20 protein-coding genes are annotated in these 25,829 nt (G+C 72.8%); 15 read left to right on the forward strand and 5 right to left on the reverse strand.

All coding sequences use genetic code 11. The features are described 5' to 3' along the window. Window positions 1–276 precede the first annotated feature (276 nt). Together OG429_RS27975 and OG429_RS27980 are read left to right on the forward strand one after the other, a co-directional pair. Window positions 277–1,368 carry a LacI family DNA-binding transcriptional regulator gene (locus tag OG429_RS27975; RefSeq protein WP_328928002.1) on the forward strand — a complete coding sequence of 364 codons (1,092 nt, stop codon included), beginning with the start codon at window positions 277–279 and terminating at the stop codon, window positions 1,366–1,368. Between the two features lie 21 nt (window positions 1,369–1,389). Continuing rightward, window positions 1,390–2,415, forward strand: a complete 1,026-nt coding sequence (locus tag OG429_RS27980; protein WP_443051282.1) for an ROK family protein — start codon at window positions 1,390–1,392, stop codon at window positions 2,413–2,415. Window positions 2,416–2,428: 13 nt separating this feature from the next. On the opposite strand, the gene OG429_RS27985 is transcribed toward OG429_RS27980, so the two are convergent. Next, entirely contained in the window at window positions 2,429–3,424 is a 996-nt protein-coding gene (locus tag OG429_RS27985) for a TAXI family TRAP transporter solute-binding subunit (protein ID WP_328928003.1), read from the reverse strand. An 82-nt stretch (window positions 3,425–3,506) separates the two neighbouring features. On the opposite strand from OG429_RS27985, the gene miaB reads away from it, so the two are divergent. Both miaB and OG429_RS27995 read left to right on the forward strand, forming a co-directional pair. Then, the gene (gene miaB / locus OG429_RS27990) at window positions 3,507–5,024 is read left to right on the forward strand and encodes a tRNA (N6-isopentenyl adenosine(37)-C2)-methylthiotransferase MiaB (protein ID WP_328928004.1); all 1,518 of its coding nucleotides are present in this window, start codon (window positions 3,507–3,509) and stop codon (window positions 5,022–5,024) included. Window positions 5,025–5,058: 34 nt separating this feature from the next. Further along, entirely contained in the window at window positions 5,059–5,766 is a 708-nt protein-coding gene (locus OG429_RS27995; RefSeq protein WP_328928005.1) for a class III extradiol dioxygenase subunit B-like domain-containing protein, read from the forward strand. 109 nt (window positions 5,767–5,875) lie between these two features. Here the strand turns inward: OG429_RS27995 and OG429_RS28000 are convergent, their stop codons facing one another. Together OG429_RS28000 and OG429_RS28005 are read right to left on the reverse strand one after the other, a co-directional pair. Then, window positions 5,876–6,124, reverse strand: a complete 249-nt coding sequence (locus OG429_RS28000) for an antitoxin (protein WP_328928006.1) — start codon at window positions 6,122–6,124, stop codon at window positions 5,876–5,878. 23 nt (window positions 6,125–6,147) lie between these two features. Continuing rightward, window positions 6,148–6,321, reverse strand: coding sequence for a gliding motility protein (locus OG429_RS28005; protein ID WP_328928007.1), 174 nt, complete (start codon window positions 6,319–6,321; stop codon window positions 6,148–6,150). A 204-nt stretch (window positions 6,322–6,525) separates the two neighbouring features. Between OG429_RS28005 and miaA the strand changes: the two genes are divergently transcribed. From miaA to hflX, 6 genes are all read left to right on the forward strand, one after another. Next, entirely contained in the window at window positions 6,526–7,464 is a 939-nt protein-coding gene (miaA, locus tag OG429_RS28010; RefSeq protein WP_328928008.1) for a tRNA (adenosine(37)-N6)-dimethylallyltransferase MiaA, read from the forward strand. A 132-nt stretch (window positions 7,465–7,596) separates the two neighbouring features. Then, window positions 7,597–8,148, forward strand: coding sequence for a hypothetical protein (locus OG429_RS28015; RefSeq protein ID WP_328930449.1), 552 nt, complete (start codon window positions 7,597–7,599; stop codon window positions 8,146–8,148). Window positions 8,149–8,227: 79 nt separating this feature from the next. After that, entirely contained in the window at window positions 8,228–9,103 is an 876-nt protein-coding gene (gene dapF, locus OG429_RS28020; protein WP_328928009.1) for a diaminopimelate epimerase, read from the forward strand. A 140-nt stretch (window positions 9,104–9,243) separates the two neighbouring features. After that, on the forward strand, window positions 9,244–11,322 hold the full coding sequence (locus tag OG429_RS28025; protein WP_328928010.1) for a RelA/SpoT family protein: 2,079 nt from the start codon (window positions 9,244–9,246) through the stop codon (window positions 11,320–11,322). Between the two features lie 87 nt (window positions 11,323–11,409). Continuing rightward, window positions 11,410–12,864, forward strand: a complete 1,455-nt coding sequence (locus OG429_RS28030) for a M1 family metallopeptidase (protein WP_328928011.1) — start codon at window positions 11,410–11,412, stop codon at window positions 12,862–12,864. A gap of 124 nt (window positions 12,865–12,988) precedes the next feature. Then, window positions 12,989–14,494, forward strand: coding sequence for a GTPase HflX (hflX, locus tag OG429_RS28035; RefSeq protein WP_328928012.1), 1,506 nt, complete (start codon window positions 12,989–12,991; stop codon window positions 14,492–14,494). A gap of 93 nt (window positions 14,495–14,587) precedes the next feature. Here the strand turns inward: hflX and OG429_RS28040 are convergent, their stop codons facing one another. Then, the gene (locus OG429_RS28040) at window positions 14,588–15,757 is read right to left on the reverse strand and encodes a trypsin-like serine peptidase (protein WP_328928013.1); all 1,170 of its coding nucleotides are present in this window, start codon (window positions 15,755–15,757) and stop codon (window positions 14,588–14,590) included. Between the two features lie 487 nt (window positions 15,758–16,244). Between OG429_RS28040 and OG429_RS28045 the strand changes: the two genes are divergently transcribed. The 5 genes from OG429_RS28045 to OG429_RS28065 all read left to right on the forward strand — a co-directional run bounded on the left by OG429_RS28045 (window position 16,245) and on the right by OG429_RS28065 (window position 24,665). Next, on the forward strand, window positions 16,245–17,522 hold the full coding sequence (locus OG429_RS28045; protein ID WP_328930450.1) for a diaminobutyrate--2-oxoglutarate transaminase family protein: 1,278 nt from the start codon (window positions 16,245–16,247) through the stop codon (window positions 17,520–17,522). Window positions 17,523–17,558: 36 nt separating this feature from the next. Continuing rightward, window positions 17,559–19,934 (forward strand): IucA/IucC family protein, encoded by a 2,376-nt coding sequence (locus OG429_RS28050; protein WP_328928014.1) that lies wholly within the window; start codon window positions 17,559–17,561, stop codon window positions 19,932–19,934. Between the two features lie 31 nt (window positions 19,935–19,965). Then, entirely contained in the window at window positions 19,966–20,664 is a 699-nt protein-coding gene (locus OG429_RS28055; protein WP_328928015.1) for a GNAT family N-acetyltransferase, read from the forward strand. A gap of 97 nt (window positions 20,665–20,761) precedes the next feature. Further along, complete coding sequence (locus tag OG429_RS28060; RefSeq protein WP_405678213.1) at window positions 20,762–22,642, forward strand: IucA/IucC family protein; 1,881 nt, start codon at window positions 20,762–20,764, stop codon at window positions 22,640–22,642. A 52-nt stretch (window positions 22,643–22,694) separates the two neighbouring features. Beyond that, a complete protein-coding gene (locus OG429_RS28065) occupies window positions 22,695–24,665 on the forward strand; it encodes an ATP-dependent DNA helicase (RefSeq protein ID WP_328928016.1) in 1,971 nt (656 codons plus the stop codon). 74 nt (window positions 24,666–24,739) lie between these two features. On the opposite strand, the gene lexA is transcribed toward OG429_RS28065, so the two are convergent. After that, entirely contained in the window at window positions 24,740–25,531 is a 792-nt protein-coding gene (lexA, locus tag OG429_RS28070; RefSeq protein ID WP_215016496.1) for a transcriptional repressor LexA, read from the reverse strand. Window positions 25,532–25,829: the final 298 nt, after the last annotated feature.

The raw sequence follows: 25,829 nt of genomic DNA on the forward strand, positions 1-25,829 counted from the left end.
TCCTGGAGTTCTGAGGAATTCACCGGGTGGGCACAACCTGCCGGTGCGGATGGGGAAAGTCAACAGGGCCTACCGGCCGTGTACTTATGCGCTTCAGTCCTGTTGGCACAAGGGTTCTGGTCATCCGGACCCGGCGAAACTAATGCGCTTTAGTTGTGGCCGTCCGCATGGCGGTGCGTGGAAATGGGCAGTGATATTCCGGTCACGGCGTCCCGCCGGGGCGAGATCGCGTACGGTCTGGCCATCGCAGTCCGCGTCACCGGAGGATGACAGGCCATGGCCCGTAGACCCACGATCAAGGACATCGCCCGCCAGGCCGGAGTGTCGGAGAGCGCCGTGTCCTTCGCGCTCAACGACCGGCCGGGGGTCTCCCAGGACACCCGCGCCCGCATCCGCCGCGTCGCCGAGGAGCTCGGCTGGCAGGCCAACAGCGCCGCCCGCGCCCTGTCCGGCGAGCGCTCCGGGGCCGTCGGACTCGTGCTGGCCCGGCCCGCGCACACACTCGGCGTCGAGTCCTTCTTCCTCCAGCTCGTCTCCGGCATACAGGAGGTCCTCGCCGCCGCCCGGACAGCCCTGCTGTTCCAGGTCGTCGAGGACATCGACGCCGAATGCGCCGTCTACCGCCGCTGGTGGGCCGAGCGGCGGGTCGACGGCGTCCTCGTCGTCGATCCCCGCACGACGGACCCGCGGCCGGAGCTCCTCGGGCAGCTGGCCCTGCCGGCCGTCATGGTGGGCGAGGCACCTTCCCGCGGTCCCTCCCCGGCCGCCCCTCAAGGCCCTTCCCACGGCACCTCCCACCCCGCGGGCACCCTCTCCTCGGTCCGGGCCGACGACGCCGGGGCCATGGCCCAGGTCCTGGACCACCTCCACGGGCTGGGCCACCGCCGGATCGTCCACATCGCAGGGCTCCCCGGCCTCGCCCACACGGCCCGCCGGATCGAGTCGCTGCGGACCGAGGCCGCGCGGCGGGGCCTGGGACCCGACCGGGTGCGTTCCGTGGTCACCGACTACTCCGACGCCGAGGGCGCGGCGGCCACCCGGCGGGTCCTGGCCGAGCCCGAGCCCCCCACCGCGCTCGTCTACGACAACGACGTGATGGCCGTCGCCGGGATCGCGGTCGCCGCCGAACTGGCCATCCCCGTACCGGGCAGCCTCTCGATCGTGGCCTGGGACGACTCCGCGCTCTGCCGGGTCACCCACCCCCGGCTCACCGCCCTCGTGCGGGACACCGCGGGCTTCGGCCGACTTGCCGCCGAGGAGCTTCTCGCCGTGCTCGCGGGAAGGCCGGCCGGGGTGCGCCAGAGCGAGCAGCCGCGCCTGGAGCCGCGCGAGAGTACGGCCGCGCCCGCGGCGCATACTGATTCCTGACCCCTTCCTGGAGCCGCCACCGTGACCACGCCCACCACCACCCCCTGCCTCACACCGCGCGCCGGCGCCGCGGCCGACGGGCTGACGGTGGCGATCGACATCGGCGGGACGAAGATCGCCGGGGCGCTGGTGCACCCCGACGGCACGATGTCGGCCATGACCCGCCGCCCGACCCCGCGCGGCGCGGACCGGGACGCGGACGCCGTCATGGCGGCGGTGACCGAAGTCGTCGCCGAGCTGTCCCGCTCGCCGCTGTGGCCGTCGGCGGTCCGCTGCGGGATCGGCAGCGCGGGCCCGGTGGACACCTCCCGGGGCACGGTCAGCCCGGTCAACATCGGGGCGTGGCGGGAGTTCCCGGTCCAGGCCCGGGTCGAGGCGGAGCTCGCCGCGCGCGGGGCACGAGGAGCCGACGGGGCGGCGGTGCCGACCGTACTGGCCGGTGACGGCGTGGCGATGACCGCGGCGGAACACTGGCTGGGAGCGGCCCAGGGCCACGCGAACGCGCTGTGCATGGTGGTCTCCACGGGCGTCGGCGGCGGCCTCATCCTGAACAACCGGCTCCACCCCGGCCCCACCGGCAACGCCGGTCACATCGGCCACATCAGCGTCGCCTTCGACGGAGAGCCCTGCGCCTGCGGCGGCCACGGCTGCGTCGAGTCGATCGCCTCCGGCACCGCCATCGCCCGCTGGGCCCTGGCCCAGGGCTGGACCCCCGCGGAGCCCGGCGGTGACGCGACGGCGGCGGGCGTGGCCGCGGCCGCCGGGGCGGGCGACCCGGTCGCCCTGGCCGCCTTCGACCGCGCGGGCCGCGCGCTTGCGGCGGCCATCGCCGCCACCGCGACCCTCGTCGAGACGGACATCGCGGTCATCGGGGGCGGCGTCGCCGCCGCCGGCGACACCCTCTTCGCCCCGATCCGCAGGCACCTCGCCGCCTACGCCACGCTGTCCTTCGCGCGCGGCGTGCGGGTGGTCCCGGCGAGCCTGGGCACGCACGCGGGCCTGATCGGCGCGGCCGCCGCGGCGACGATGCTGCTGCCGTGCGCGTGACGGCCGGGGCGGCTCAGGGCTTGACCGAGCGGTAGTACCGCATCGCGCCCTCGTGCAGGGCGAGGGGGGCGGTGTAGATGGCCGTCCGCAGGTCCACGAGCTGCGCCGCGTGCACCTCGTGCCCGATGTCGTCGCGGCTGAGGATCACCGTGCGCGTGAACCGCTGCGTCAGCTGGGCGTCCGTCCGCTCCGTGGTCACCAGCAGGTTCGGCACCGCCAGGGTCGCCACAGCGCTGGTGTTGCGGGCCCGCGTGTACGCGTCCTGCGGCATCACCGCCGCCCGGTAGTACCGCGCCGGGCTCCCGCTCGCCTGCAGCGGCTCCACCAGGTCGCCGAGCTGCACGAGCCGGATGTCGAACCGCTCCGAGAGCTCGCGCACCGCGTTCGTGGGGAGCCCGCCGGACCAGAAGAACGCGTCGATCCGGCCGGCCTCCAGCTCGGCGGGCATGGTGTCGATGCCGATGGACACCGGAGCGATGTCCTTCGCCGAATCCAGCCCGGCCGCCGTCAGCAGCCGGTCGGAGATGAGTCGCACCCCGGATCCCGGCTGGCCTATCGCGACCCGCTTGCCGCGCAGGTCCCGCGTCGACTGCACCGGTGAGCCGGCGGGCACGACCAGCTGCACGTAGTCGTCGTAGAGCCGCGCGCACCCGCGCAGATCGTCCGATCCGGGCTTCATCTCCTGCTGGTACTTGGCGACCGCGTCGGCCGTCGCCACCGTGAAGTCGGCCTCCCCGGCGGCCACCCGCGCGAGGTTCTGCTGCGAGCCCTCGCTGGTCTCCAGCCGCACCTTCACCCCGGGCATGTCCAGCCTCAGCTGCTGCTCCAGCAGCTGCCCGTACCGGTGGTAGACGCCGGTCCTGACACCCGTGCTGAAGGTCAGCTCTCCCTTGAGCTCCGGCTCCCCGAACGGTTTCAGCCACCAGAGCAGGACGCCGAGCACGGCGAGTACGGCCACCAGGGCCCGCAGGGCTTGGCGCCTGCTGATCCGGGGCGGTACGAGAGGCATGGCCGCGATCCTGCCACCCGGCCGCCGTCCTGTCACGAGGAGGCCGACCGGAGCGCTCCCGGGTACCGCCTACCCTTGTTCCATGACCAGCAGCAGCGACCGGAGCACGGCAGTGGACGTCAAGGGAACATACGAGGTGCGCACCTACGGGTGCCAGATGAACGTGCACGACTCCGAGCGGCTGGCCGGTCTGCTGGAGGGCGCGGGCTACACGCGTGCGCCCGAGGGCTCCGACGGGGACGCCGACGTGGTGGTGTTCAACACATGCGCCGTCCGCGAGAACGCCGACAACAAGCTGTACGGCAACCTCGGCCGGCTCGCCCCGATGAAGACCAAGCGCCCCGGCATGCAGATCGCCGTCGGCGGCTGCCTCGCGCAGAAGGACCGCGACACGATCGTCAAGCGGGCCCCCTGGGTCGACGTCGTCTTCGGTACGCACAACATCGGCAAGCTCCCCGTGCTGCTGGAGCGCGCCCGCATCCAGGAGGAGGCGCAGGTCGAGATCGCCGAGTCGCTGGAGGCGTTCCCCTCGACGCTGCCGACCCGCCGCGAGTCCGCGTACGCCGCCTGGGTCTCGATCTCCGTCGGCTGCAACAACACCTGCACCTTCTGCATCGTCCCGGCGCTGCGCGGCAAGGAGGAGGACCGCCGTCCCGGCGACATCCTCGCCGAGGTGGAGGCCCTGGTCGCCGAGGGCGTCTCGGAGATCACCCTGCTCGGCCAGAACGTGAACGCGTACGGCTCGGACCTCGGCGACCGCGAGGCGTTCAGCAAGCTGCTGCGCGCCTGCGGGCAGATCGAGGGCCTGGAGCGGGTCCGCTTCACCTCCCCGCACCCCCGCGACTTCACGGACGACGTGATCGCGGCGATGGCGGAGACCCCGAACGTGATGCCGCAGCTGCACATGCCGCTGCAGTCCGGCTCGGACCCGATCCTCAAGGCGATGCGCCGGTCGTACCGGCAGGAGCGGTTCCTCGGCATCATCGAGAAGGTCCGCGCCGCCATCCCGCACGCCGCGATCTCCACCGACATCATCGTGGGCTTCCCCGGTGAGACGGAGGAGGACTTCCAGCAGACGATGCACACCGTGCGCGAGGCCCGCTTCGCGAGCGCCTTCACCTTCCAGTACTCCAAGCGGCCCGGCACCCCCGCGGCCGACATGGACGGGCAGATCCCCAAGGAGGTGGTCCAGGACCGCTACATGCGCCTGGTCGCCCTCCAGGAGGAGATCTCCTGGGAGGAGAACAAGAAGCAGGTCGGCCGCACCCTGGAGGTCATGGTCGCGGAGGGCGAGGGCCGCAAGGACGGCGCCACCCACCGCCTCTCGGGCCGCGCCCCCGACAACCGCCTGGTCCACTTCACGAAGCCGGACGCGGACGTCCGCCCGGGCGACGTGGTCACCGTGGACATCACCTACGCGGCCCCCCACCACCTGCTCGCCGAGGGCCCCACGCAGACCGTGCGCCGCACCCGCGCCGGCGACGCCTGGGAGAAGCGCAACGCCGCCCCGGCCCAGCCTGCGGGCGTCATGCTCGGCATCCCGACCCTGGGCGTCCCGGCCCCGCTGCCGGCGGCGACCTCGGGCTGCGCGATCGACTGACCCCGCACCGGCGCGGGCGGCTAGGCTGCGGATCATGCTCGTAGCCGCTGCCGTCTGTCCCGCCCCGCCGCTGCTCGTGCCGGAGGTCGCCGCGGGGGCCGCCGCCGAACTCGGCGACGCCCGTACCGCCTGCTCCGACGCGCTCGCCGTGCTCGCGGCCTCCCGGCCCGACCTGCTGGTCGTGGTCGGGGCCGCCGACCACGACCACCGCGGGCCCTACCCCGAGGGCGCCCGCGGCACCTTCCGCGGATTCGGCGTCGAGGCCCACGTACAGCTCGGGGAGGGCGAGGAAGGGCCGCGCCTGCTGCCCCCGTCGCTCGCCGTGGGCGCCTGGCTGCTGCGCCGCGCGAGCTGGGGCGCCGCCCCCGTCGAAGGGCTCGGGGTCGAGGAGCCGCTGGAGACCGCCCGGTGCCTGGAAGCCGGCCGGGAGCTCGCCGCGCGCGACGCCCGGGTGGCCCTGTTGGTCATGGGCGACGGCAGCGCCTGCCGGACCCTCAAGGCCCCCGGCTACCTCGACGAGCGCGCCGCCGCCTTCGACGCAGCCGCCGCCCGCGCGCTGGGCGCGGCCGACGTCGCCGCGCTCGCCGCACTCGACGCGCGGCTCGCGGCCGAGCTCCAGGCCGCAGGCCGGGCCCCCTGGCAGGTGCTGGCGGGTGCAGCCGAGGGCGCGGGCCTCGACGGGCGGCTGCTGTACGAGGACGCGCCGTACGGCGTGGGCTATTTCGTCGCCGCCTGGTCGTAGGGGCCGCCCGGGGCCGCGGAAGGCCTCACCGGAGGGGGGAGACCCACAGACGCGACGAAGGGGCGCGGGACCGGCTCCAGCCGGTCCCGCGCCCCTTTCCGGTCCCGCGTCAGGAAGCGGCCGGCGGCGTCGTCGGCCCGCCGGGGGTGTCCTTGTGCGCGATCTTGCCCAGGGCGTCCTTCGCCTTGCCCGTACCGCTCGTGATCCGGTCGCTGTACTTGCCGTGGGTCTTCGAGTCCACGGCCTTGGCCACCTTGTCCAGACCCTCGGTGATCCTGCCCTCGTTCTTCTGGGCGAGGCCTCCGACCTTCTCCTTCGCCGGAGCGAGCTTGGCCTTCAGATTGTCCAGCAGGCCCATGGGTCACCTTCCGTTGGCGGTCGCTACGTACGGGCGCCGTCACCGGCTTCGCTGTCCGCGGCCACCTCGGCCGACTGCTGCTTCGGAATCTCCACGGCTTCCGCCGCCGGAGCCTCCACGGCAGCCGCCTCGGCCTCGGTCTCCTCGGCCGAACCGGACTCCGCCGTCGGGGACTCCGCGGCGACCGTCTCGGTCACACCCTGGTCCTTACGGCGAAAAAGCCGATCAAAAACGCCCATGTCTACTCCTATAACGTTACTCGTGTGAGTGAAGTTCCGCCGTGGCCGCAGGGGCCTCCACCGGGCCGAACCCCGCCAGGGCAACGACCCCGCCCGCACCCCGTCACGTAGCTCGATCGGGTACATGGCCGTGTCTTGACCGGGGGCTGCGAGACTGGGGCAGTGAGGAAAGCAGCCCCCGCACCGCGGGTCATCGCCGTCGTCGGTCCCACCGCGGCCGGAAAGTCAGATCTGGGCGTAGCCCTGGCCCGCCACTTCGACGGCGAAGTCGTCAACGCCGACTCCATGCAGCTGTACCGGGGGATGGACATCGGCACCGCCAAACTGACGACCGGGGAGCGCGGCGGCGTCCCGCACCACCTCCTGGACATCTGGGACGTCACCGAGACCGCCAACGTCGCCGAGTACCAGCGCCTGGCCCGCGTCGAGATCGACAAGCTCCTCGCCGAGGGCCGCACGCCCGTCCTCGTCGGCGGGTCCGGCCTGTACGTACGGGGCGCCCTGGACGCCATGGAGTTCCCCGGCACCGACCCCGAGGTCCGCGCCCGGCTGGAGGAGGAGGCCACCCTGCGCGGTCCCGGCGCCCTGCACGCCCGCCTCGCCTCCGTCGACCCGGCGGCCGCCCGGGCGATCCTGCCCAGCAACGGCCGCCGGATCGTCCGCGCGCTGGAGGTCATCGAGATCACCGGCCGCCCCTTCACGGCCAACCTGCCCGGCCACGAGTCCGTCTACGACACCGTGCAGATCGGCGTCGACGTGGCGCGGCCCGAGCTCGACGAGCGGATCGCGCTGCGCGTGGACCGGATGTGGGAGGACGGGCTCGTGGACGAGGTCCGCGAGCTGGAGGCCCGGGGCCTGCGGGACGGAATAACCGCCTCCAGGGCGCTCGGCTACCAGCAGGTGCTCGCCGCGCTCGCCGGGGAGTGCACCGAGGACGAGGCCAGGGCCGAGACGGTCCGGGCCACCAAGCGTTTCGCCCGGCGGCAGGACTCGTGGTTCCGCCGCGATCCGCGCGTGCACTGGCTCAGCGGCGGCGCCGCGGACCGGGGGGAACTCCCCGGGCTCGCGCAGACGTTGGTCGAACGAGCGGTCACAGCCTGATCACGTGATGGCATCGGGACGCCCCGGGCGCCCGTCGAGGGGTCGGCGGCGTGCCATCATCAAACTCCTGCGGGTGTGGTCACCCGCAGTGAATTGCGGCGTACTGAGTCCGAGTGGGGAGGGCGCGTGGCGATGGAGGCCGGCCCTCGTGACACCGGGCGGGACGACACCCGGCAGGAAGCGGATCCGAGGCGTCTCGACCGGACGGACGGGTCCCCCGACCCGACGGACGGGTCCGCGGGGCCCGACGGCACCGCCGGGCTCGGGCTGCCCGCCGACCCCGCGCGCCTGACCCCGGACGGCCCGGACGCACCGGATTCCGCGGAGGCCGAGGCCGCCGCCGGACCCGCGTTCGAGGTCGAGCTGCGTCCGCAGCGCCGCCTGCGCCTGTGGCAGATCGCCCCCATCGCGGTGCTCGCCGCCGCGGGATCGCTGATGTTCGCCTTCCCGCTCGCCTTCGAGTTCGGCGACGGCGGAGCCGTGGTCGCCATGCTCGGCTTCCTCATCAGCTGCTGCGCCGGAGGCTGGGGGATGATGGCCGCCCGCCGGGTGGGCTACACCTGGCCCGGGCTCCCGGCCCGGGGGAGCGGCTGCCGCCCCGACTGGCGCATGGCCGCGCTGTACGCCCTGGTCGCGCTGGCCGTCATCAGCCTTGCCGTGTACCGCGTCGCCCGGCTGCGCTGACCGCGCTGACCGCCCCCTCCCGGGCCGCGCCGCAGGCCCTGCGCAGCGCCCCTGAACTGCGGCTCGCTACCATGGGCGGGTGACGCACACCACCCTCCCCTTCCTCAAGGGTCACGGCACCGAGAACGATTTCGTGATCGTCCCGGACCCGGACAACTCGCTGGAGCTGCCCGCGTCCGCCGTCGCGAAGCTGTGCGACCGCCGGGCCGGGATCGGGGCGGACGGCGTCCTGCACGTCGTCCGGTCCGCCGCGCACCCCGAGGCCGCGCACCTGGCCGACGAGGCGGAGTGGTTCATGGACTACCGCAACAGCGACGGCTCCATCGCCGAGATGTGCGGCAACGGCGTACGCGTCTTCGCCCGCTACCTCCACCACGCCGGTCACGTCGAGCCCGGCGACCTGGCGATCGCCACCCGCGGAGGCGTCAAGCACGTCCACCTCGACAAGAGCGGCGACGTCACCGTCTCGATGGGGCGCGCCGTCCTCCCCGAGGGCGAGGTCACCGTCTCGGTCGGCGAGCGCAGCTGGCCCGCGCGCAACGTGAACATGGGCAACCCGCACGCCGTGGCCTTCGTCGACAGCCTCGACGACGCCGGGAGCCTGTACACCGCCCCGCCGTTCAGCCCGGCGTCCGCCTACCCGACCGGGGTCAATGTCGAGTTCGTCGTCGACCGCGGCCCCCGGCACGTCGCGATGCGCGTGCACGAGCGAGGTTCCGGCGAGACCCGCTCCTGCGGCACCGGAGCCTGCGCGGTGGCCGTGGCCGCCATCCGCCGCGACGGAGCCGACCCGGCCGCCACCGGTCGGCCGGTCACCTACACCGTCGACCTCCCCGGCGGAACCCTGGTCATCACCGAGCACCCCGATGGGCAGATCGACATGACCGGACCGGCCGTGATCGTGGCCGCGGGAGAGTTCGAAGCGGCCTGGCTCACCGAAACGGCCTTCGCCTGAAGCTTCCCTCTAATGGGTGATCCGTTTCACGCTCAGCGAGAGGTGGACTGCGCCACGTGGTGGGGTCGGTAACATCAGGCACCGGCCCTGAGGGCTCACCCCATGCCCGCCACCGCCGGTCGAAGCCGCCGGAGGTGCCCATGAGTGCAGAGGCCACGAACCCCGAAGCACACCCCGAAGCGCGCCCTGAGCTCCGCAGACGCGGCCGGACCAGGCTCGATCTGCGCCGGCTCGGCCGCGCGGCCCTGCTGGGGCCCACGTCCCGCGACCGCCTCCCGGACGCCATCGGCCATGTCGCCGAGGCGCACCGCGCCCACCATCCGGACGCCGATCTGTCCGTTTTGCGTCGCGCGTACGTCCTCGCGGAGTCCTCACACCGCGGTCAGATGCGAAAAAGTGGTGAGCCGTACATCACACATCCGCTCGCCGTGACCCTGATCCTCGCCGAACTCGGCGCCGAGACAACCACCTTGACGGCCTCTCTCCTCCACGACACCGTCGAGGACACCGAAGTGACCCTCGATCAGGTCCGCGAGGAGTTCGGCGACGAGGTCTGCTTCATCGTCGACGGCGTCACCAAGGTGGAGAAGATCGACTACGGCGCCGCCGCCGAGCCCGAGACCTTCCGCAAGATGCTCGTCGCCACCGGCAACGACGTCCGCGTGATGTCCATCAAACTCGCCGACCGGCTGCACAACATGCGCACCCTCGGCGTGATGCGCCCCGAGAAACAGGCCCGCATCGCCAAGGTCACGCGCGACGTGCTCATCCCGCTCGCCGAACGGCTCGGCGTCCAGGCCCTCAAGACCGAGCTGGAAGACCTCGTCTTCGCGATCCTGCACCCCGAGGAGTACGAGCACACCCGCGCGCTCATCGCGGCCCACGCGGGGGAACGCGACCCGCTGCCCGCCATCGCCGACTCCGTACGTACCGTCCTGCGCGAGGCCGGCATCGCCGCCCAGGTGCAGGTCCGGCCGCGGCACTTCGTCTCCGTGCACCGCATCGCCCGCAAACGCGGCGAGCTGCGCGGCTCCGACTTCGGCCGCGTCCTCGTCCTCGTCGGCGAGAACGCCGACTGCTACGCGGTCCTGGGAGAGCTGCACACCTGCTTCACCCCGGTCGTATCGGAGTTCAAGGACTTCATCGCCGCCCCCAAGTTCAACCTCTACCAGTCGCTGCACACCGCGGTCGCCACGCCCGAGGGCTACGTCGCCGAAGTCATCGTGCGGACCCGGCAGATGCACCGCGTGGCGGAGGCGGGCGTGGTCGCGCTCGGCAATCCGTACGCCACCGCGACGGCCGACGCCGCGGAATGCGACGAGGAGCGGGTGGACCCGACGCGGCCCGGCTGGCTGTCCCGGCTGCTCGACTGGCAGCAGTCCGCGCCCGACCCGGACACCTTCTGGAGCGTGCTGCGCGCCGAGCTGGCCCAGGACCGGGAGATCACCGTCTTCCGCGCCGACGGCGGGACGCTGGGCCTGCCTGCCGGTGCCAGCTGTATCGACGCCGCCTACGCGCAGCACGGCGAGGCGGCCCACGGCTGTATCGGCGCCCGGGTCAACGGGCGCCTCACCTCCCTCTCCTCCCCGCTGTCCGACGGGGACACCGTGCAGCTGCTGCTCGCGCAGGACGCCTCCTCGGGGCCCGCCGCCGAGTGGCTGGACCACGCGCGGACCCCGGCGGCCCGGATCGCCATCAGCAGCTGGCTCGACGCCCATCCCGACCGGGCGATGGCCACCACTTCGGCCGCGCGGGCGCCGCTGTCGGTGGTCGGGGCCCGGGGCGGCGGGGCCAACGCCGTCGCCGACCTGCCGGACGCCCCCGTCCGGCTCGCCGGATGCTGCACCCCGGTGCCGCCGGACGCGGTCGCCGGGTTCGTGGTCCGGGGCGGGGCCGTCACCGTGCACCGAGCCCACTGCGCCGCGGTCGCCCAGATGCGCGCGGTGGGGCGTACCTCCGTCGCCGTGCACTGGCGGGCCACGGCGGACTGCCGGGTCACGCTCCTGGCTGAATCGTTCGGCCGCCCCCATCTGCTCGCCGACCTGACCGAGGCCATCGCCCGCGAGGGGGTCGAGGTCGTCTCCGCGACCGTGGAACCCCCGGTCGAGCAGCGGGTGCGGCACAGCTACACACTCCAGCTGCCCGACGCGGCCGGGCTGCCCGCCCTGATGCGGGCGATGCGCGACGTGCCGGGCGTCTACGACGTCAGCCGCGCGTAGGCCGGGTCGGCGCCGGAAGGTCCCGTTCGGGTGGACTCGTCGCGCGCCGTTCGCGGCAGCGCGGCGGGCGCTGGTAAGCGGTGGGGGATGCAGCTCATCTCCCCGCGCCTGCGCGCCGCCCTGCTCGCCGCGGCCTCCCTCACCCTCGTCGCCGCCGTGCTGCCCCCGCCGGCGGCGCTGGGCATCGGCGACCGGCTGTTCCCCGAGCTGGGGAACCCCGGGTACGACGTGCTCTCTTACGACCTGTCGTTCACGTACAAGGACAACCGCACCCCCCTCGACGCGGTCACCGTGATCGACGCCCGCGCCCTGCAGCCGCTGGACCGGATCAATCTGGACTTCACGCACGGAAAAGTGGCGTCCGTCGAGGTCAACGGCGAGCCGGCGCGGTTCGAGAGCGTGGGGGAGGACCTCGTACTGACCCCCGCGCGCCCCGTCCCGCGCCATGTGCCGCTGCACATCACGGTCCGGCACACCAGCGACCCGCGCGGGCGCGGGGACGGCGGCTGGGTGCCCACCGAGGACGGCCTGGCCATGGCCAACCAGGCGGACGCCGCCCACCGCGTCTTCCCCTGCAACGACCACCCCGCCGACAAGGCCTTCTTCACCTTCCGGGTCACCGCCCCGGAAGGGCTCACGGTCGTCGCCAACGGCCTGCCGGTCCTTCCCTCCCTCCGCGCCCTGAGCACGGGCTCCTCGACGACGTGGACGTACCGGACGCGGCACCCGATGGCCACCGAGCTGGCCCAGGTCTCCATCGGCCGCTCCGCCGTCGTCCACGGAACCGGACCGCACGGGCTGCCGCTGCGCGACGTGGTGCCCGCCCAGGACCGGGAGAAGCTCGACCCCTGGCTGAAGAAGACCGCCGGGCACATCGCGTGGATGGAGGAGCGCGTCGGCCGCTACCCCTTCGAGAACTACGGGGTGCTGATCGCCCGGGCCACCACCGGCTTCGAACTGGAGACGCAGACCCTCTCGCTCTTCGAGCACGGCCTGTTCTCGGGCGACGGCTACCCCGAGTGGTACGTGGAGGCCGTGATGGTCCACGAACTCGCCCACCAGTGGTTCGGCGACAGCGTCGCCCCGCGGACCTGGTCCGACCTGTGGCTCAACGAGGGACACGCCACCTGGTACGAGGCCCTGTACGCGGACGGGCTCGGCAAGTACTCCCTGGAGCGGCGCATGCGCGAGGCGTACCAGCGCTCCGACCAGTGGCGGGCGGCGGGCGGCCCCCCGGCGGCTCCGAAGGCAGCCGCCCCGGGCCAGAAGATCGGGCTGTTCCGGCCCGTGGTGTACGACGGGGCCGCGCTGATCCTGTACGCGCTGCGCCAGGAGATCGGTACGGAGGCCTTCGACCGGGTCGAGCGGCGCTGGGTGGCGGACCACCGGGACGGGGTCGCGGGCACGGACGACTTCGTACGCCTGGCCTCCGAAGAGGCGGGCCGGGACCTGAAGGCCTTCCTGGAGCCGTGGCTGTACGGGCAGACGACCCCCGCGATGCCCGGGCACCCGGAGTGGAGCGGGACCGCGGCCGCCAAATAAAGGGTGTGACCGCCGGGGAACGGGCATGTCACCATCGACGGGGCCGTTCGGGGAATCCCCGGATGGTGTGACACGTTGGACGTGACAGTTCCAGCAGTGCTATTCGAATCGACGTAAGGATCCAATGACCTCCTCTTCTTCCCCTTCCCAGGACGCGCGGGACGCACGGGACGTGCCGGACCCGTCGAGCTTCACCGAGAGCCTTCGGGCCGATGCCCTGATGGAAGAGGACGTCGCCTGGAGCCACGAGATCGACGGAGACCGGGACGGCGAGCAGTTCGAACGTTCCGAGCGCGCGGCCCTGCGCCGCGTCGCCGGCCTCTCCACCGAGCTCGAAGACGTCACCGAGGTCGAGTACCGGCAGCTCCGCCTGGAGCGTGTCGTCCTCGTCGGTGTCTGGACCTCCGGCACGGTGAACGACGCGGAGAACTCCCTCGCGGAGCTCGCCGCCCTCGCCGAGACGGCGGGTGCCCTCGTACTCGACGGCGTGATCCAGCGCCGCGACAAGCCGGACCCGGCCACCTTCATCGGATCGGGCAAGGCGCGCGAGCTGCGCGACATCGTCATGGAGAGCGGAGCCGACACCGTCGTCTGTGACGGCGAGCTCAGCCCCGGCCAGCTCATCGCCCTCGAAGACGTCGTCAAGGTGAAGGTGGTCGACCGGACCGCCCTGATCCTGGACATCTTCGCCCAGCACGCCAAGTCCCGAGAGGGCAAGGCGCAGGTCGCTCTCGCGCAGATGCAGTACATGCTGCCGCGCCTGCGTGGCTGGGGTGCCTCGCTGTCCCGTCAGATGGGTGGCGGCGGCGGTGGCGGCATGGCCACCCGAGGCCCCGGTGAGACCAAGATCGAGACCGACCGGCGGCGGATCCGCGAGAAGATGGCGAAGATGCGCCGGGAGATCGCGGAGATGAAGACCGGCCGTGACATCAAGCGGCAGGAACGGCGCCGCAACAAGGTGCCGTCGGTCGCCATCGCCGGCTACACCAACGCGGGCAAGTCCTCGCTGCTCAACCGCCTCACGGGCGCGGGCGTGCTGGTGGAGAACGCGCTGTTCGCCACCCTCGACCCGACCGTGCGCCGGGCCGAGACGCCGAGCGGCCGGGTCTACACCCTGGCCGACACGGTCGGCTTCGTCCGGCACCTGCCCCACCACCTCGTCGAGGCCTTCCGCTCCACGATGGAGGAGGTCGGCGACTCCGACCTCATCCTGCACATCGTGGACGGCTCGCACCCGACGCCGGAGGAGCAGCTGGCGGCGGTGCGCGAGGTGATCCGCGAGGTCGGCGCGGTGAACGTGCCCGAGATCGTGGTGATCAACAAGGCGGACGCGGCGGACCCGCTCGTCCTGCAGCGGCTGCTGCGCATAGAGCGGCACTCCATCGCCGTCTCGGCGCGCACGGGCATGGGCATCGAGGAACTCCTCGCGCTCATCGACACCGAGCTGCCGCGGCCCGAGGTCGAGGTGGAGGCCCTGGTGCCGTACACCCGCGGATCGCTGGTGGCCAAGGCACACGCCGAAGGTGAGGTGATCTCCGAGGAGCACACCCCGGAGGGCACCCTGCTCAAGGCGCGGGTCCACCCGGAGTTGGCGGCGGACCTGGCGCCGTACGCGCTGGCGAAGCGGTGACACGCTGACGCACTGACGTGCTGACGTACATGTGAGAAAGGCCGGGGCCCCCTGCGGTGCAGGGGGCCCCGGCCTTTCTCCGTCGTTCCGTGACTACTTGAACTTGCCGCTCACCGCGGTGAAGATGCCCTGCGCCTCCGGACCCAGCCGAGGTCCGGCCAGCCAGCCCGCCTTGGCCGGGCCGATCGAGGTGTTCGACACCAGCGCGGGCTTGCCGTCCGCGCCCGCCGCGACCCAGCCGCCACCGGAGGAACCGCCGGTCATGGTGCAGCCGATGCGGTACATCACGGGGTCGTTCGCCGTCAGCGACAGCCGGCCCGGCCTGTCCGCACACTGGTAGGCCTTCTGGCCGTCGAAGGGCGCCGCCGCCGGGTAGCCGGTGGCCGTGATGCCCGCGACCTTCGGCACCGCCGGGGCGTTGAACTCCACCGGGAACGCAGAACCGACCGTCTCCTCCAGGGACTTGCCGCTGCCCTTCTCCGGAGTCACGTGCAGCACCGCGAAGTCGTACGGGGCACCCGCGCCGCCGGTCGGGCCGCCGTTCGCGATCCACTGGTCGGAGGTCTGCGCCCAGTCGCTCCACCAGACGCCGTACGGGGCCACCTGCTCGCGGGGCGCGCCCTTGAGCTGCGCCGCCGGCCTGCCCGCGTTGTTGTAGGACGGGACGAAGGCGATGTTGCGGTACCAGCCGCCGGACTTGCCCGCGTGCACGCAGTGGCCCGCCGTCCAGACCAGGTTGGACTTGCCGGGGTGGGCCGGGTCCTTGACCACGGTCGCCGAGCAGACCATCGAGCCCTCGGGACCGTCGAAGAAGACCTTGCCCGCCTGCGGAACGCTCGTGTGGTAGGGCGTGTTCGCCGCCCTGGCCGTCACCGGTGCCGGGGTCGGGTCGGTCACGCCCTGGTCCTTGCCCGCGTCCGGGTCGACGGCCGGCTGCTGCGGCTGCTCGGCGTCACGCATGCGGTCCGGGTCCCACAGGCCCTCGATGATCGGGTTGACGTAGTCGCCCGCCTCGCGGAGCCAGTCCTCCTTCTTCCAGTTCTTCCACGCACCCCCCTTCCACTTCTCCAGGTCGATGCCGTGCTCCTTGAGCCTTTCCTTGAGCCCGTCCGGGATCTTGATCCCGTCGTTGCCAGGAAGGCTCGCCGCCACGGTCGGCTTGGCGTCGCCGCCGGCCTCCCCGTCGCCGGGGCCGCAGGCCGCGGCGGTCAGCGCGAGCGCGGCCGCGCACAGGATCGCGGTGACCGGTCGGTTCGGTCGCATGTCGTTCGTCCCCCTGGTGGTTTCGAGGCGTGGAGTGCAGCACCCCACTATGCCGCCGTGGTGAGGGACGGCACAGCCCGGGGCTGTGGTTCCCCGGCCCTGCCGCCTTGCCGGGCAAGGATCTTGCGTCCACCCGTGATCCCTCGCCGTCACCGTCGTTGGTACGTACGGGGGATGGATGGGCAGCGTTCGTGTTCGAGACGCAATCCGGAAGTGCAATCCGTGCGGGAGGACGACACTCGTGGCTTTGACCGAGCCGGCCGCGGCCGAGGCCGCCGCACATAACACGCCGCAGAGCGCCCAGGGGTTCACGGCGGATTTCACGGAAGACTTCACCGAAGAGTTCACAGAAGAGTTCACGGCGGAGATCGCGCCGCAGGGCACGCGGGACATCGCGCCGCAGGTGCCGCCGCAGGGGAGCCGGGCGCCAGGGCCCGGCGCCGCCCGGGGAGTTGGCGGACCCGGCCGGTCCCTCTCCCCGGACGGCATCCTGCGCAGGCAGGCGCAGCGGGAGTCCGCCGCCAGGACGTACGCCCGCTCGCTGCCCATCGTCCCGGTGCGGGCCCGCGGGCTGACGATCGAAGGCGCCGACGGGCGCCGCTACCTCGACTGCCTCTCCGGGGCCGGAACCCTCGCCCTCGGGCACAACCACCCGGTCGTGCTCGAAGCCATCCGCAAAGTCCTCGACTCCGGGGCTCCGCTGCACGTGCTCGACCTCGCGACCCCGGTCAAGGACGCCTTCACCACCGAGCTGTTCGCCAATCTGCCGCCACAACTGGCCGCCGACGCCCGCATCCAGTTCTGCGGACCGGCCGGCACGGACGCGGTGGAGGCCGCCCTCAAACTGGTCCGCACAGCGACCGGTCGCTCGGGGCTGCTCGCCTTCACCGGGGCCTACCACGGGATGACCGCCGGAGCCCTCGCCGCCTCGGGCGGCGCCCCGGACGTACGGGTGACCCGGCTCCCGTATCCGCAGGACCACCGCTGCCCGTTCGGGATCGGCGGCCCCGAGGGGGCCGAACTCGGCGCCCGCTGGGCGGAGAACCTCCTCGACGACCCCAAGGGCGGGGTACCCGCCCCCGCCGGCCTGATCGTCGAACCCGTACAGGGCGAGGGCGGGGTACTCCCGGCCCCGGACGCCTGGCTGCGCCGGATGCGGGAGATCACCGAGGCGCGGGGAATCCCACTGATCGCCGACGAGGTACAGACGGGAGTCGGCCGCACCGGTGCTTTCTGGGGGGTCGACCACGCCGGGGTGGTGCCCGATGTGATGGTCCTGTCCAAGGCGATCGGCGGCAGCCTGCCGCTCGCGGTGATCGTGTACCGGGCGGCCCTGGACATCTGGACCCCCGGCGCCCACGCGGGCACCTTCCGCGGCAACCAGCTCGCCATGGCCGCCGGTGCCGCCACGCTCGCCTTCGTCCGCGAGAACCGGCTCGCCGAGCGCGCCGCCGCCTTGGGCGAGAGCATGCTGACGGCCCTGCGCGGCCTGGCTTCCGCCCAGCCCTGCATCGGGGACGTCCGGGGGCGCGGCCTGATGATCGGCGTCGAACTGGTCGACCCCGACACCGGGTCGGCCGCGCCGGCCCTGGCCGCGGCCGTCCGCCAGGAGTGCCTGGACCGCGGCCTGATCGTCGAACTGGGCGGCCGCCACAACGCCGTCGTCCGACTGCTCCCTCCACTGACCCTCACCGACGAGCAGGCCGCGGCGGTCCTCGACCGCCTGGCCGACGCCATCCCGGCCGCAGCCCGACGACCCCACTGACCCGGACCCCACTGACCCGGACCCCGAGGACCCGCGATGCCCGATCCGCACCAGTCCACCCCGCCCCACGGCGGGCCGCTCCCGCAGTCCCCGGCCCCCGCGGCCGCCGGACCCGCGGACCCCGCCCCCGCGCAGCACCAGGAACTCGATAGAGCCCCGGCCCCTGACCCCGACCACGGACCCCAGTCGGCCCCCGGGTCCCCCACGCCGCCCGAGCGAGGTGCCCAGGAGGCCTCCGGACCCGCCGAGGCCCAGCAACGCCCGGCCCCCGCGGCGTCTCCCGACCCCGCCTCCGGGCTTCTTCCCCCCGCGCCCCCGCCGCCGACTCCCGCCGGCCCTCCTCGGACCACCGGGCCCGGGCAGGCATCCGTACCGCCGCCCGGGGCCGCCGAACGGTACGAGGCCTCCGCCGACCGCTCCCCGGCCGACCGATCCCCGGCCGACCGATCCCCGGCCGCCGAGCCCCGTCCCGCAGTCCCGGCCCCCACCGCCGGAGCAGCGCACCAGCAGCCCCCCGCGACCGGAATCGAGGCGGCGGCCACCGTGCCGCGTCAAAAGGACGGCACGCCCAGACCCCGGCCCGGCTGGGCAGTTCGCCCCGCAGTGGCGCCGACAGCGCTGCCCGATTTCCTGGACCACCCCGACCCGGCCGTCGCCGCCGAGGGAGCGGCGGTGGAGAACCTCCTCCGCTGCTGGGTCCGCGAAGCGGGACTGCGCCGCCCCGACGGCCTCGCCGGGACCCCGCTGCGCATCCCCCTCCCCGCATCCGGCGCGGCCCTCGTCGTCCCCGTCCGGTACTGGTCCCCCACGGGATGGCACCGCTTCGGCCCCGCCCGGCTGGCGGCCGCCCCCGCCGCCGCCCCCGCCCTGGACGCTGTCACCCTGGCCGCGCTGATCGCCCGCGAGGGCACAGGCACGCGCGCGGCCACGGCCACAGCCGCGGTCACAGCCACAGCCGCGGGCTCCTGCGGCGTTCGCGGTAGCGCCGACCTCGTCGGCCGGGTCGCCGACTCGGTCCGCCGCACCGCCGAGTTCATCGCCGACCGGCGTGAACGCCCCGCCGCCCCTCCCCCCATCGGTGTGGACCGCTTCCTGACCGCCGAACAGTCTCTCCTCCTCGGTCACCCCCTCCAGCCGGACCCGAAAAGCCGCGAAGGGCTCTCCGAGACCGAAGTACGCCGTTACTCACCAGAACTCCACGGCTCCTTCCCCCTGCACTGGTTCGCCGTCGCGCCGTCCGCCCTCGCCACCGAATCAGCCTGGACCGAACGCGGCCGTCCCGTCTCCGCCACCGCGCTGCTCGGCCGGCTCGCCCCCGGACTCCCCCTCCCCGACGGCGCCACCCCCCTTCCCCTTCACCCCTGGCAGGCCCGCGACCTGCTCCAGCGCCCCGCCGTCGCCGCCCTCCGCGACGCGGGACTTCTACACGACCTGGGCCCGTACGGCGCCCACTGGTACCCCACCTCCTCCGTCCGCACCGTCCACCGCCCGGGCGCGCCCGCGATGCTCAAGCTCTCCCTGGGCCTGCGCATCACCAACTCCCGCCGCGAGAACCTCCGCAAGGAGCTCCACCGCGGTGTCGAAGTGCACCGGCTGCTCCGCACCGGCCTCGCCGAGCAGTGGCAGACGGCCCACCCCGGCTTCGACATCGTCCGCGACCCCGCCTGGGTCGCCGTCGACTCCCCGGACGGCACCCCCGTCCCCGGACTCGACGCCCTCCTGCGCCACAACCCCTTCCGCTCCGGCGACGACGCCGTCTGCGTCGCCGCGCTCACCTCGCCCCGCCCGTGGCCCGGACGGACCACCATGAGCTCCCGGCTCGCCGAGATCATCTCCGCCCTCGCCGCCGCCACCGGACGTACCACCACCGCGGTCGCCGCAGAGTGGTTCCTGCGCTACCTCGACCGTGTGGTCCTTCCGGTCCTCGCCTTCGACGCGCTCGCCGGCATCGCCCTCGAAGCGCACCAGCAGAACACCCTGGTCCTCCTCGACCCGGTCGGCTGGCCGGTCGGCGGCCGTTACCGCGACAACCAGGGCTACTACTTCCGCGCATCCCGCCGCGCGGAACTGGAGCACCGGCTCCCCGGCATCGGCAGCCTCAGCGACACCTTCGTCCCCGACGCCGTCACCGACGAACGCTTCGCCTACTACCTCGGCATCAACAACGTGCTGGGCCTCATCGGCGCCTTCGGGTCCCAGCGGCTCGCCGACGAGCGCGTGCTCCTCGCCGCCTTCCGCCGATTCCTCGGCAAGACCTCAGGCCTCGGCCCGCTCCCCGCGCGGCTGCTCGACTCGCCCACCCTGCGCTGCAAGGCGAACCTGCTCACCCGCCTGGGCGGCCTCGACGAACTCGTCGGACCCGTCGACACCCAGTCCGTCTACGTCACCATCACCAACCCCCTCCACGATTGACGCGTCGCCGCCGACGCGGGGAAGAGCCCCCATGCCCACCACAAACGCCCCCGCCGAACCCGTCGGCCGCGCCACCCACGCCACCGGCGTGGTCCGGCCCCGCGACGACACCTTCGAACTGCGACTCACCGCCGAGCTGTTGCCCCTGCTCGCCGAAGCCGACCTCCTCGACTCCCCGGCGACCTGGGGCAGCACCGACACCCCCGCCGGAGCCTTCCGCCTCGATCCCGTACGACCCGGCCGAGACCTGGAACTCCTCACCGGCTGGATGAACGACCCCGACGTGGCCGCCTACTGGGAGCTCGCCGGCCCCGCTGCCGTCACCGCCGCCCACCTGCGGGCCCAGCTCGACGGGGACAGCCGCAGCATCCCCTGCCTCGGTCTCCTCGACGGCACACCGATGAGCTACTGGGAGATCTACCGGGCCGACCTGGACCCGCTCTCCCGCCACTACCCGGCGCGCCCCCACGACACGGGTATCCACCTGCTCATCGGAGACGGCCCGAACCGCGGCCGGGGTCTGGGCACCACTCTGCTGCGCGCCGTCGCCGGCCTGGTGCTCGACAACCGCCCTCGCTGCACGCGCGTGATCGCGGAACCGGACATCCGCAACACCCCCTCCGTATCGGCCTTCCTGAGCTCCGGATTCCGCTGTTACGCGGAAATCGACCTTCCCGAGAAGCGAGCCGCCCTGATGATCCGGGAGCGGGCGCTGCGCAATCTCCTCTGACTGCCGCCCCGCACGCCCTGACCGTCGTCGCGCTCCGCACCTCTCCCTTTGATAACTCTGCGTGACGAAGCGCAGTTCCCGATCTCCGAGGAGTCCCGTGCAGAATTTTCCCTCAGCCCCCGACTCCGCCGAGCCCTCCGTGTCCCCCTCGCCCCAGTACCCCCGTACACCCCCCGAACTCAACCGCGCGACCTGGGACGGCGCCGCCAGGCGACTGCTCGCCAAGATGCTCGCCGAGTTCGCCTACGAGGAGATCATCAGCCCCGTCCCTGTCCCCGTCTCCGTCCCCACCCCCGCCCCGGCCGCCGCCGGTGACGCGTGGACCCTGACCCTGGACGACGGCAGCAGTCTCGGCTTCCGGGCCCGCCGCCGCGCCTACGGCAGCTGGGACGTCGCCCCCGACACGATCACCCTCACCCCGCCTCCTTCCTCACCGCAGCCGCCGTCCGCCTTCGGGGACCCGTACGCCTTCCTCACCCGATCCCGCACCCTCCTCGGCATCGACGGAGTCACCCTCGGCCACCTCGTCCGCGAGCTGAGCGCCACCCTCTGCGCCGACGCCCGGATCGATCACACCGCGCTCACCGCCGACGTCCTCGCCGACCTCGATTACGCCGCCCTCGAAGGCCACCAGACCGGACATCCCTGGCTCGTCCTCAACAAGGGACGCATCGGTCTCTCCGCCTCCGACACCGCCGCCTGGGCCCCCGAGGCCCGCACCCGCCAACGGCTGCCCTGGCTCGCCGCCCACACCTCGCTCGCGACCTACCGAGGCACCGCCGGCCTGGAGGATCCCGCCCGCCTCTACTCCGCCGAGCTGGACCCCGCCACCCGCGCCGCCTTCGACCAGGCCCTGCGCGACCGCGGCCTGGACCCGCTCCACTACCTCTACCTGCCGGTCCACCCCTGGCAGTGGGACGAGGTCGTCCTCCCCCTCTTCGCCCCGGCCCTCGCCTCGGGCGTCCTCGTCCCGCTCCCCGCCGATCCCGACGTGCGCCTGCCTCAGCAGTCCATCCGTACGTTCCTCAACCTCACCCGTCCCGACCGGCACAGCGTCAAGCTCCCGCTCTCCGTCTTCAACACCATGGTCTGGCGCGGCCTGCCCAGCGACCTCGCCCTCGCCGCCCCCGCCGTCACCGCCTGGATCCACTCCCTGCGCGACGCCGACCCCTTCCTCCGCGACGAATGCCGGGTCATCCTGCTCGGCGAGGTCGCCTCCGTCACCGTCCGCCACGCCGTCTACGACGAGCTTCCCGAGGTCCCGTACCAGTACAAGGAGCTCCTCGGCGCGATCTGGCGCGAGCCCCTGACCGGCCGCCTCGGATCAGGCGAGCGTGCCCGCACGCTCGCCTCGCTCCTCCACACCGACCTGCGCGGCCGTTCCTTCACCGCCGAACTCGTCGCCCGGTCCGGGCTGACCCCCGAGGCCTGGCTGCGGCGCCTGTTCGCCGCCGTGCTCCCCCCGCTCCTGCACTTCCTCTACCGCTACGGCACCGTCTTCTCCCCGCACGGAGAGAACGCCATCGTGATCTTCGACGAGCAGGACGTCCCGGTCCGCCTCGCGGTCAAGGACTTCGTGGACGACGTCAACATCAGTGCCGAACCGCTGCCCGAGCTGGACTCCCTGCCCGAAGAGGTCCGGGCGGTCCTGCTCACCGAGCCCGCGGACTTCCTGCCTCAGTTCATCCACTCCGGGCTCTTCGTCGGCGTCTTCCGCTACCTCTCGGCCCTGTGCGAGGACAGCCTCGGCGTCCCGGAGAGCGAGTTCTGGTTCCTCGTACGGGCGGAGATCCTCCGCCACCAGTCCCGCTTCCCGGAGCTCAAGGACCGCTACGAGCTCTTCGACCTGCTCGGCGAGCGCATCGGACGGCTCTGCCTGAACCGGAACCGGCTCTACGAGGACGGCTACCGCGACCGCCCCACACGCCCGCACGCCGTCCAGCACGGCACCGTACCCAACCCGCTTTACCAGCCGTGAGCCCTCGCCGGTGCCGTCACTGTCGGTGGAGCCCCGTAGGGTTGGCAGTGCTATGACGAAGCCCTCCCTCCCCGACCTGCTGCACGCCGCCGTCTCCGCCGTCGGCGGCACGGAGCGCCCCGGCCAGGTGGCCATGGCCGAAGCCGTCGCCGAAGCGATCGACGACAACTCCCACCGGCTCATCCAGGCCGGAACCGGCACCGGCAAGTCCCTCGGCTACCTGGTGCCGGCGCTCGCGCACGGGGAGCGGGTGGTCGTGGCCACCGCGACCCTCGCCCTCCAGCGCCAGCTCGTCGAGCGCGACCTGCCGCGCACGGTGGAGGCACTGCACCCGCAGCTGCGCCGCCGCCCCCAGTTCGCCATGCTCAAGGGCCGTTCCAACTATCTGTGCCTGCACCGCCTGCACGAGGGCGCGCCGCAGGACGAGGAGGAGGGCCTCTTCGACCAGTTCGAGGCGGCCACCCCCACCAGCAAGCTCGGCAAGGACCTGCTGCGCCTGCGCGACTGGGCGGACGAGACGGAGACCGGTGACCGCGACGACCTGACCCCGGGCGTCTCCGACAAGGCCTGGGGGCAGATCTCCGTCTCCTCCCGCGAGTGCCTGGGCGCGACGAAGTGCGCGTACGGGGCCGAGTGCTTCGCCGAGGCCGCGCGCGAGCGCGCCAAGCTCGCGGACGTGGTCGTCACCAACCACGCGCTGCTCGCCATCGACGCCATCGAGGGCGCCCCGGTGCTGCCGCAGCACGAGGTGCTGATCGTGGACGAGGCGCACGAGCTGGTCTCCCGGGTGACCGGGGTCGCCACCGGCGAGCTCACCCCGGGGCAGGTCAACCGTGCGGTGAAGCGTGCCGCCAAGCTGGTCGACGAGAAGACGGCCGACTCCCTGCAGACGGCCTCCGAGTCCTTCGAGCGGGTCATGGAGCTGGCGCTCCCCGGCCGCCTGGAAGAGATCCCCGAGGACCTCGGGTACGCGCTGATGGCCCTGCGGGACGCCGCGCGCAATGTGATCTCCGCGATCGGCGCGACCCGCGACAAGTCCGTCCACGACGAGGACGCGGTCCGCAAGCAGGCTCTGGCCGGCGTGGAGGGCATCCACACGGTGGCCGAGCGGATCACCAACGGCTCCGAGTACGACGTCGTCTGGTACGAGCGCCACGACCGCTTCGGCGCCACCGTCCGGGTCGCCCCGCTGTCGGTGTCGGGCCTGCTGCGCGAGAAGCTGTTCGAGGACCGCTCGGTGGTCCTGACCTCGGCCACCCTCAAGCTCGGCGGCGACTTCAACGGGGTCGCGGCCTCGCTGGGCCTGTCCCCCGAGGGAGTCGAGGGGGACGACGTGCCGCTCTGGAAGGGCCTGGACGTCGGCTCGCCCTTCGACTACCCGAAGCAGGGCATCCTCTACGTCGCCAAGCACCTGGCCACGCCGGGTCGCGAGGGCACCCGCGGCGACATGATGGACGAGCTCGCCGAGCTGATCGAGGCGGCCGGCGGCCGTACCCTCGGGCTCTTCTCCTCCATGCGCGGCGCCAAGGCGGCCGCCGAGGAACTGCGCGGCCGGCTCGACAACCCGATCCTGCTCCAGGGCGAGGAGACGCTCGGCGAGCTGATCAAGGCCTTCGCGGCGGACCCGAAGACCTGCCTGTTCGGAACGCTGTCGCTGTGGCAGGGCGTGGACGTGCCCGGACCCAGCTGCCAGCTGGTCGTCATGGACAGGATTCCGTTCCCGCGCCCCGACGACCCGCTGATGAGCGCCCGGCAGAAGTCGGTGGAGGAGCACGGCGGCAACGGCTTCATGGCCGTCGCGGCGACGCATGCCGCCCTGCTGATGGCCCAGGGCGCGGGCCGCCTCGTACGGGCCACGGGGGACCGGGGTGTCGTCGCCGTGCTGGATCCCCGGCTGGCCACGGCACGGTACGGGACCTTCCTGCGGGCCACGCTGCCGGACTTCTGGTACACCACGGACCGCAACCAGGCCCGCCGCTCCCTGGCCGCCATCGACGCTTCCGCCAAGGCCGACGGCAAGTAGGCACCGGGCCGCGGGCATGGAACAACCCCCGGGACCGGCGCAGTGGATCCCGGGGGCTGGATGGTGGCGGCGGGTCAGACCCGACGCAGTACCGCGACGACCTTGCCGAGGATGGTCGCCTCGTCACCGGGGATCGGCTGGTAGGCGGAGTTGTGCGGGAGCAGCCACACGTGGCCGTCCTCGCGCTTGAACCGCTTGACGGTGGCCTCGCCGTCCAGCATCGCGGCGACGATGTCGCCATTCTCCGCGACCGGCTGGCGACGGACCGTGACCCAGTCGCCGTCACAGATGGCGGCTTCGATCATCGAGTCGCCGACGACCTTGAGGACGAAGAGCTCGCCGTCGCCGACGAGCTGGCGGGGGAGCGGGAAGACGTCCTCGACCGACTCCTCGGCGAGGATCGGGCCGCCGGCCGCGATCCGGCCGACCAGGGGAACGTAAGAGGCGGCGGGCTTGCCGGTGGTGTCCGTGGGCTGCGAGCTGGGCTGGTCCGAGCCCCGTACCTCATACGCCCGGGGGCGGTGCGGGTCGCGGCGCAGGAAGCCCTTCCGCTCCAGCGCCATCAGCTGGTGCGCGACCGAGGAGGTGCTGGACAGGCCGACCGCCTGGCCGATCTCCCGCATCGACGGCGGGTAACCCCGCCGCTGCACCGAGTCGCGAATGACTTCGATGACCCTCCGCTGCCGGTCCGTGAGCCCGGAGCTGTCGGCGCGGATGCCTGGAGGTCGACCGGGCAGCGAGCGTGCGGGGCGTACGGGCTCCGCCTCCGGGTTCAGGTTTGCGTCGTTCATGGCATGCACCGGCTCAAGTCGGCTCTGGGAGCGGTTCTGGGCAGTGATGGTGGCGCTGTCTGCGGTGGTGGTCACGTCGGCCCCTCTCGAAATGTTCTCCCTAGCTGGACAACGGTAGTTGCTTTCGAAAGGTTGCGCCAAACACACGTTCGAGTGAAAAATCGCAGATCGTCCCGCGTGGGTACATCGAGGGGTGTATGGACGATCGGTTCGCCGAACGCGGGTTCGGCTCGGCATCCGCCGCTTACGGTACCCTTCCCGGTCGGGTCGCCGCCTTCCGGGCCTGGCTCCAGTGTGGCACCGCGAGGCCTCGTATCCGGCTATCGGACGCTGCGACACGCAGGGTCCAGGAAATCCACCACAACCCAAGATC

It is taken from the genome of Streptomyces sp. NBC_00190 (assembly GCF_036203305.1).
Taxonomy (GTDB): domain Bacteria; phylum Actinomycetota; class Actinomycetes; order Streptomycetales; family Streptomycetaceae; genus Streptomyces.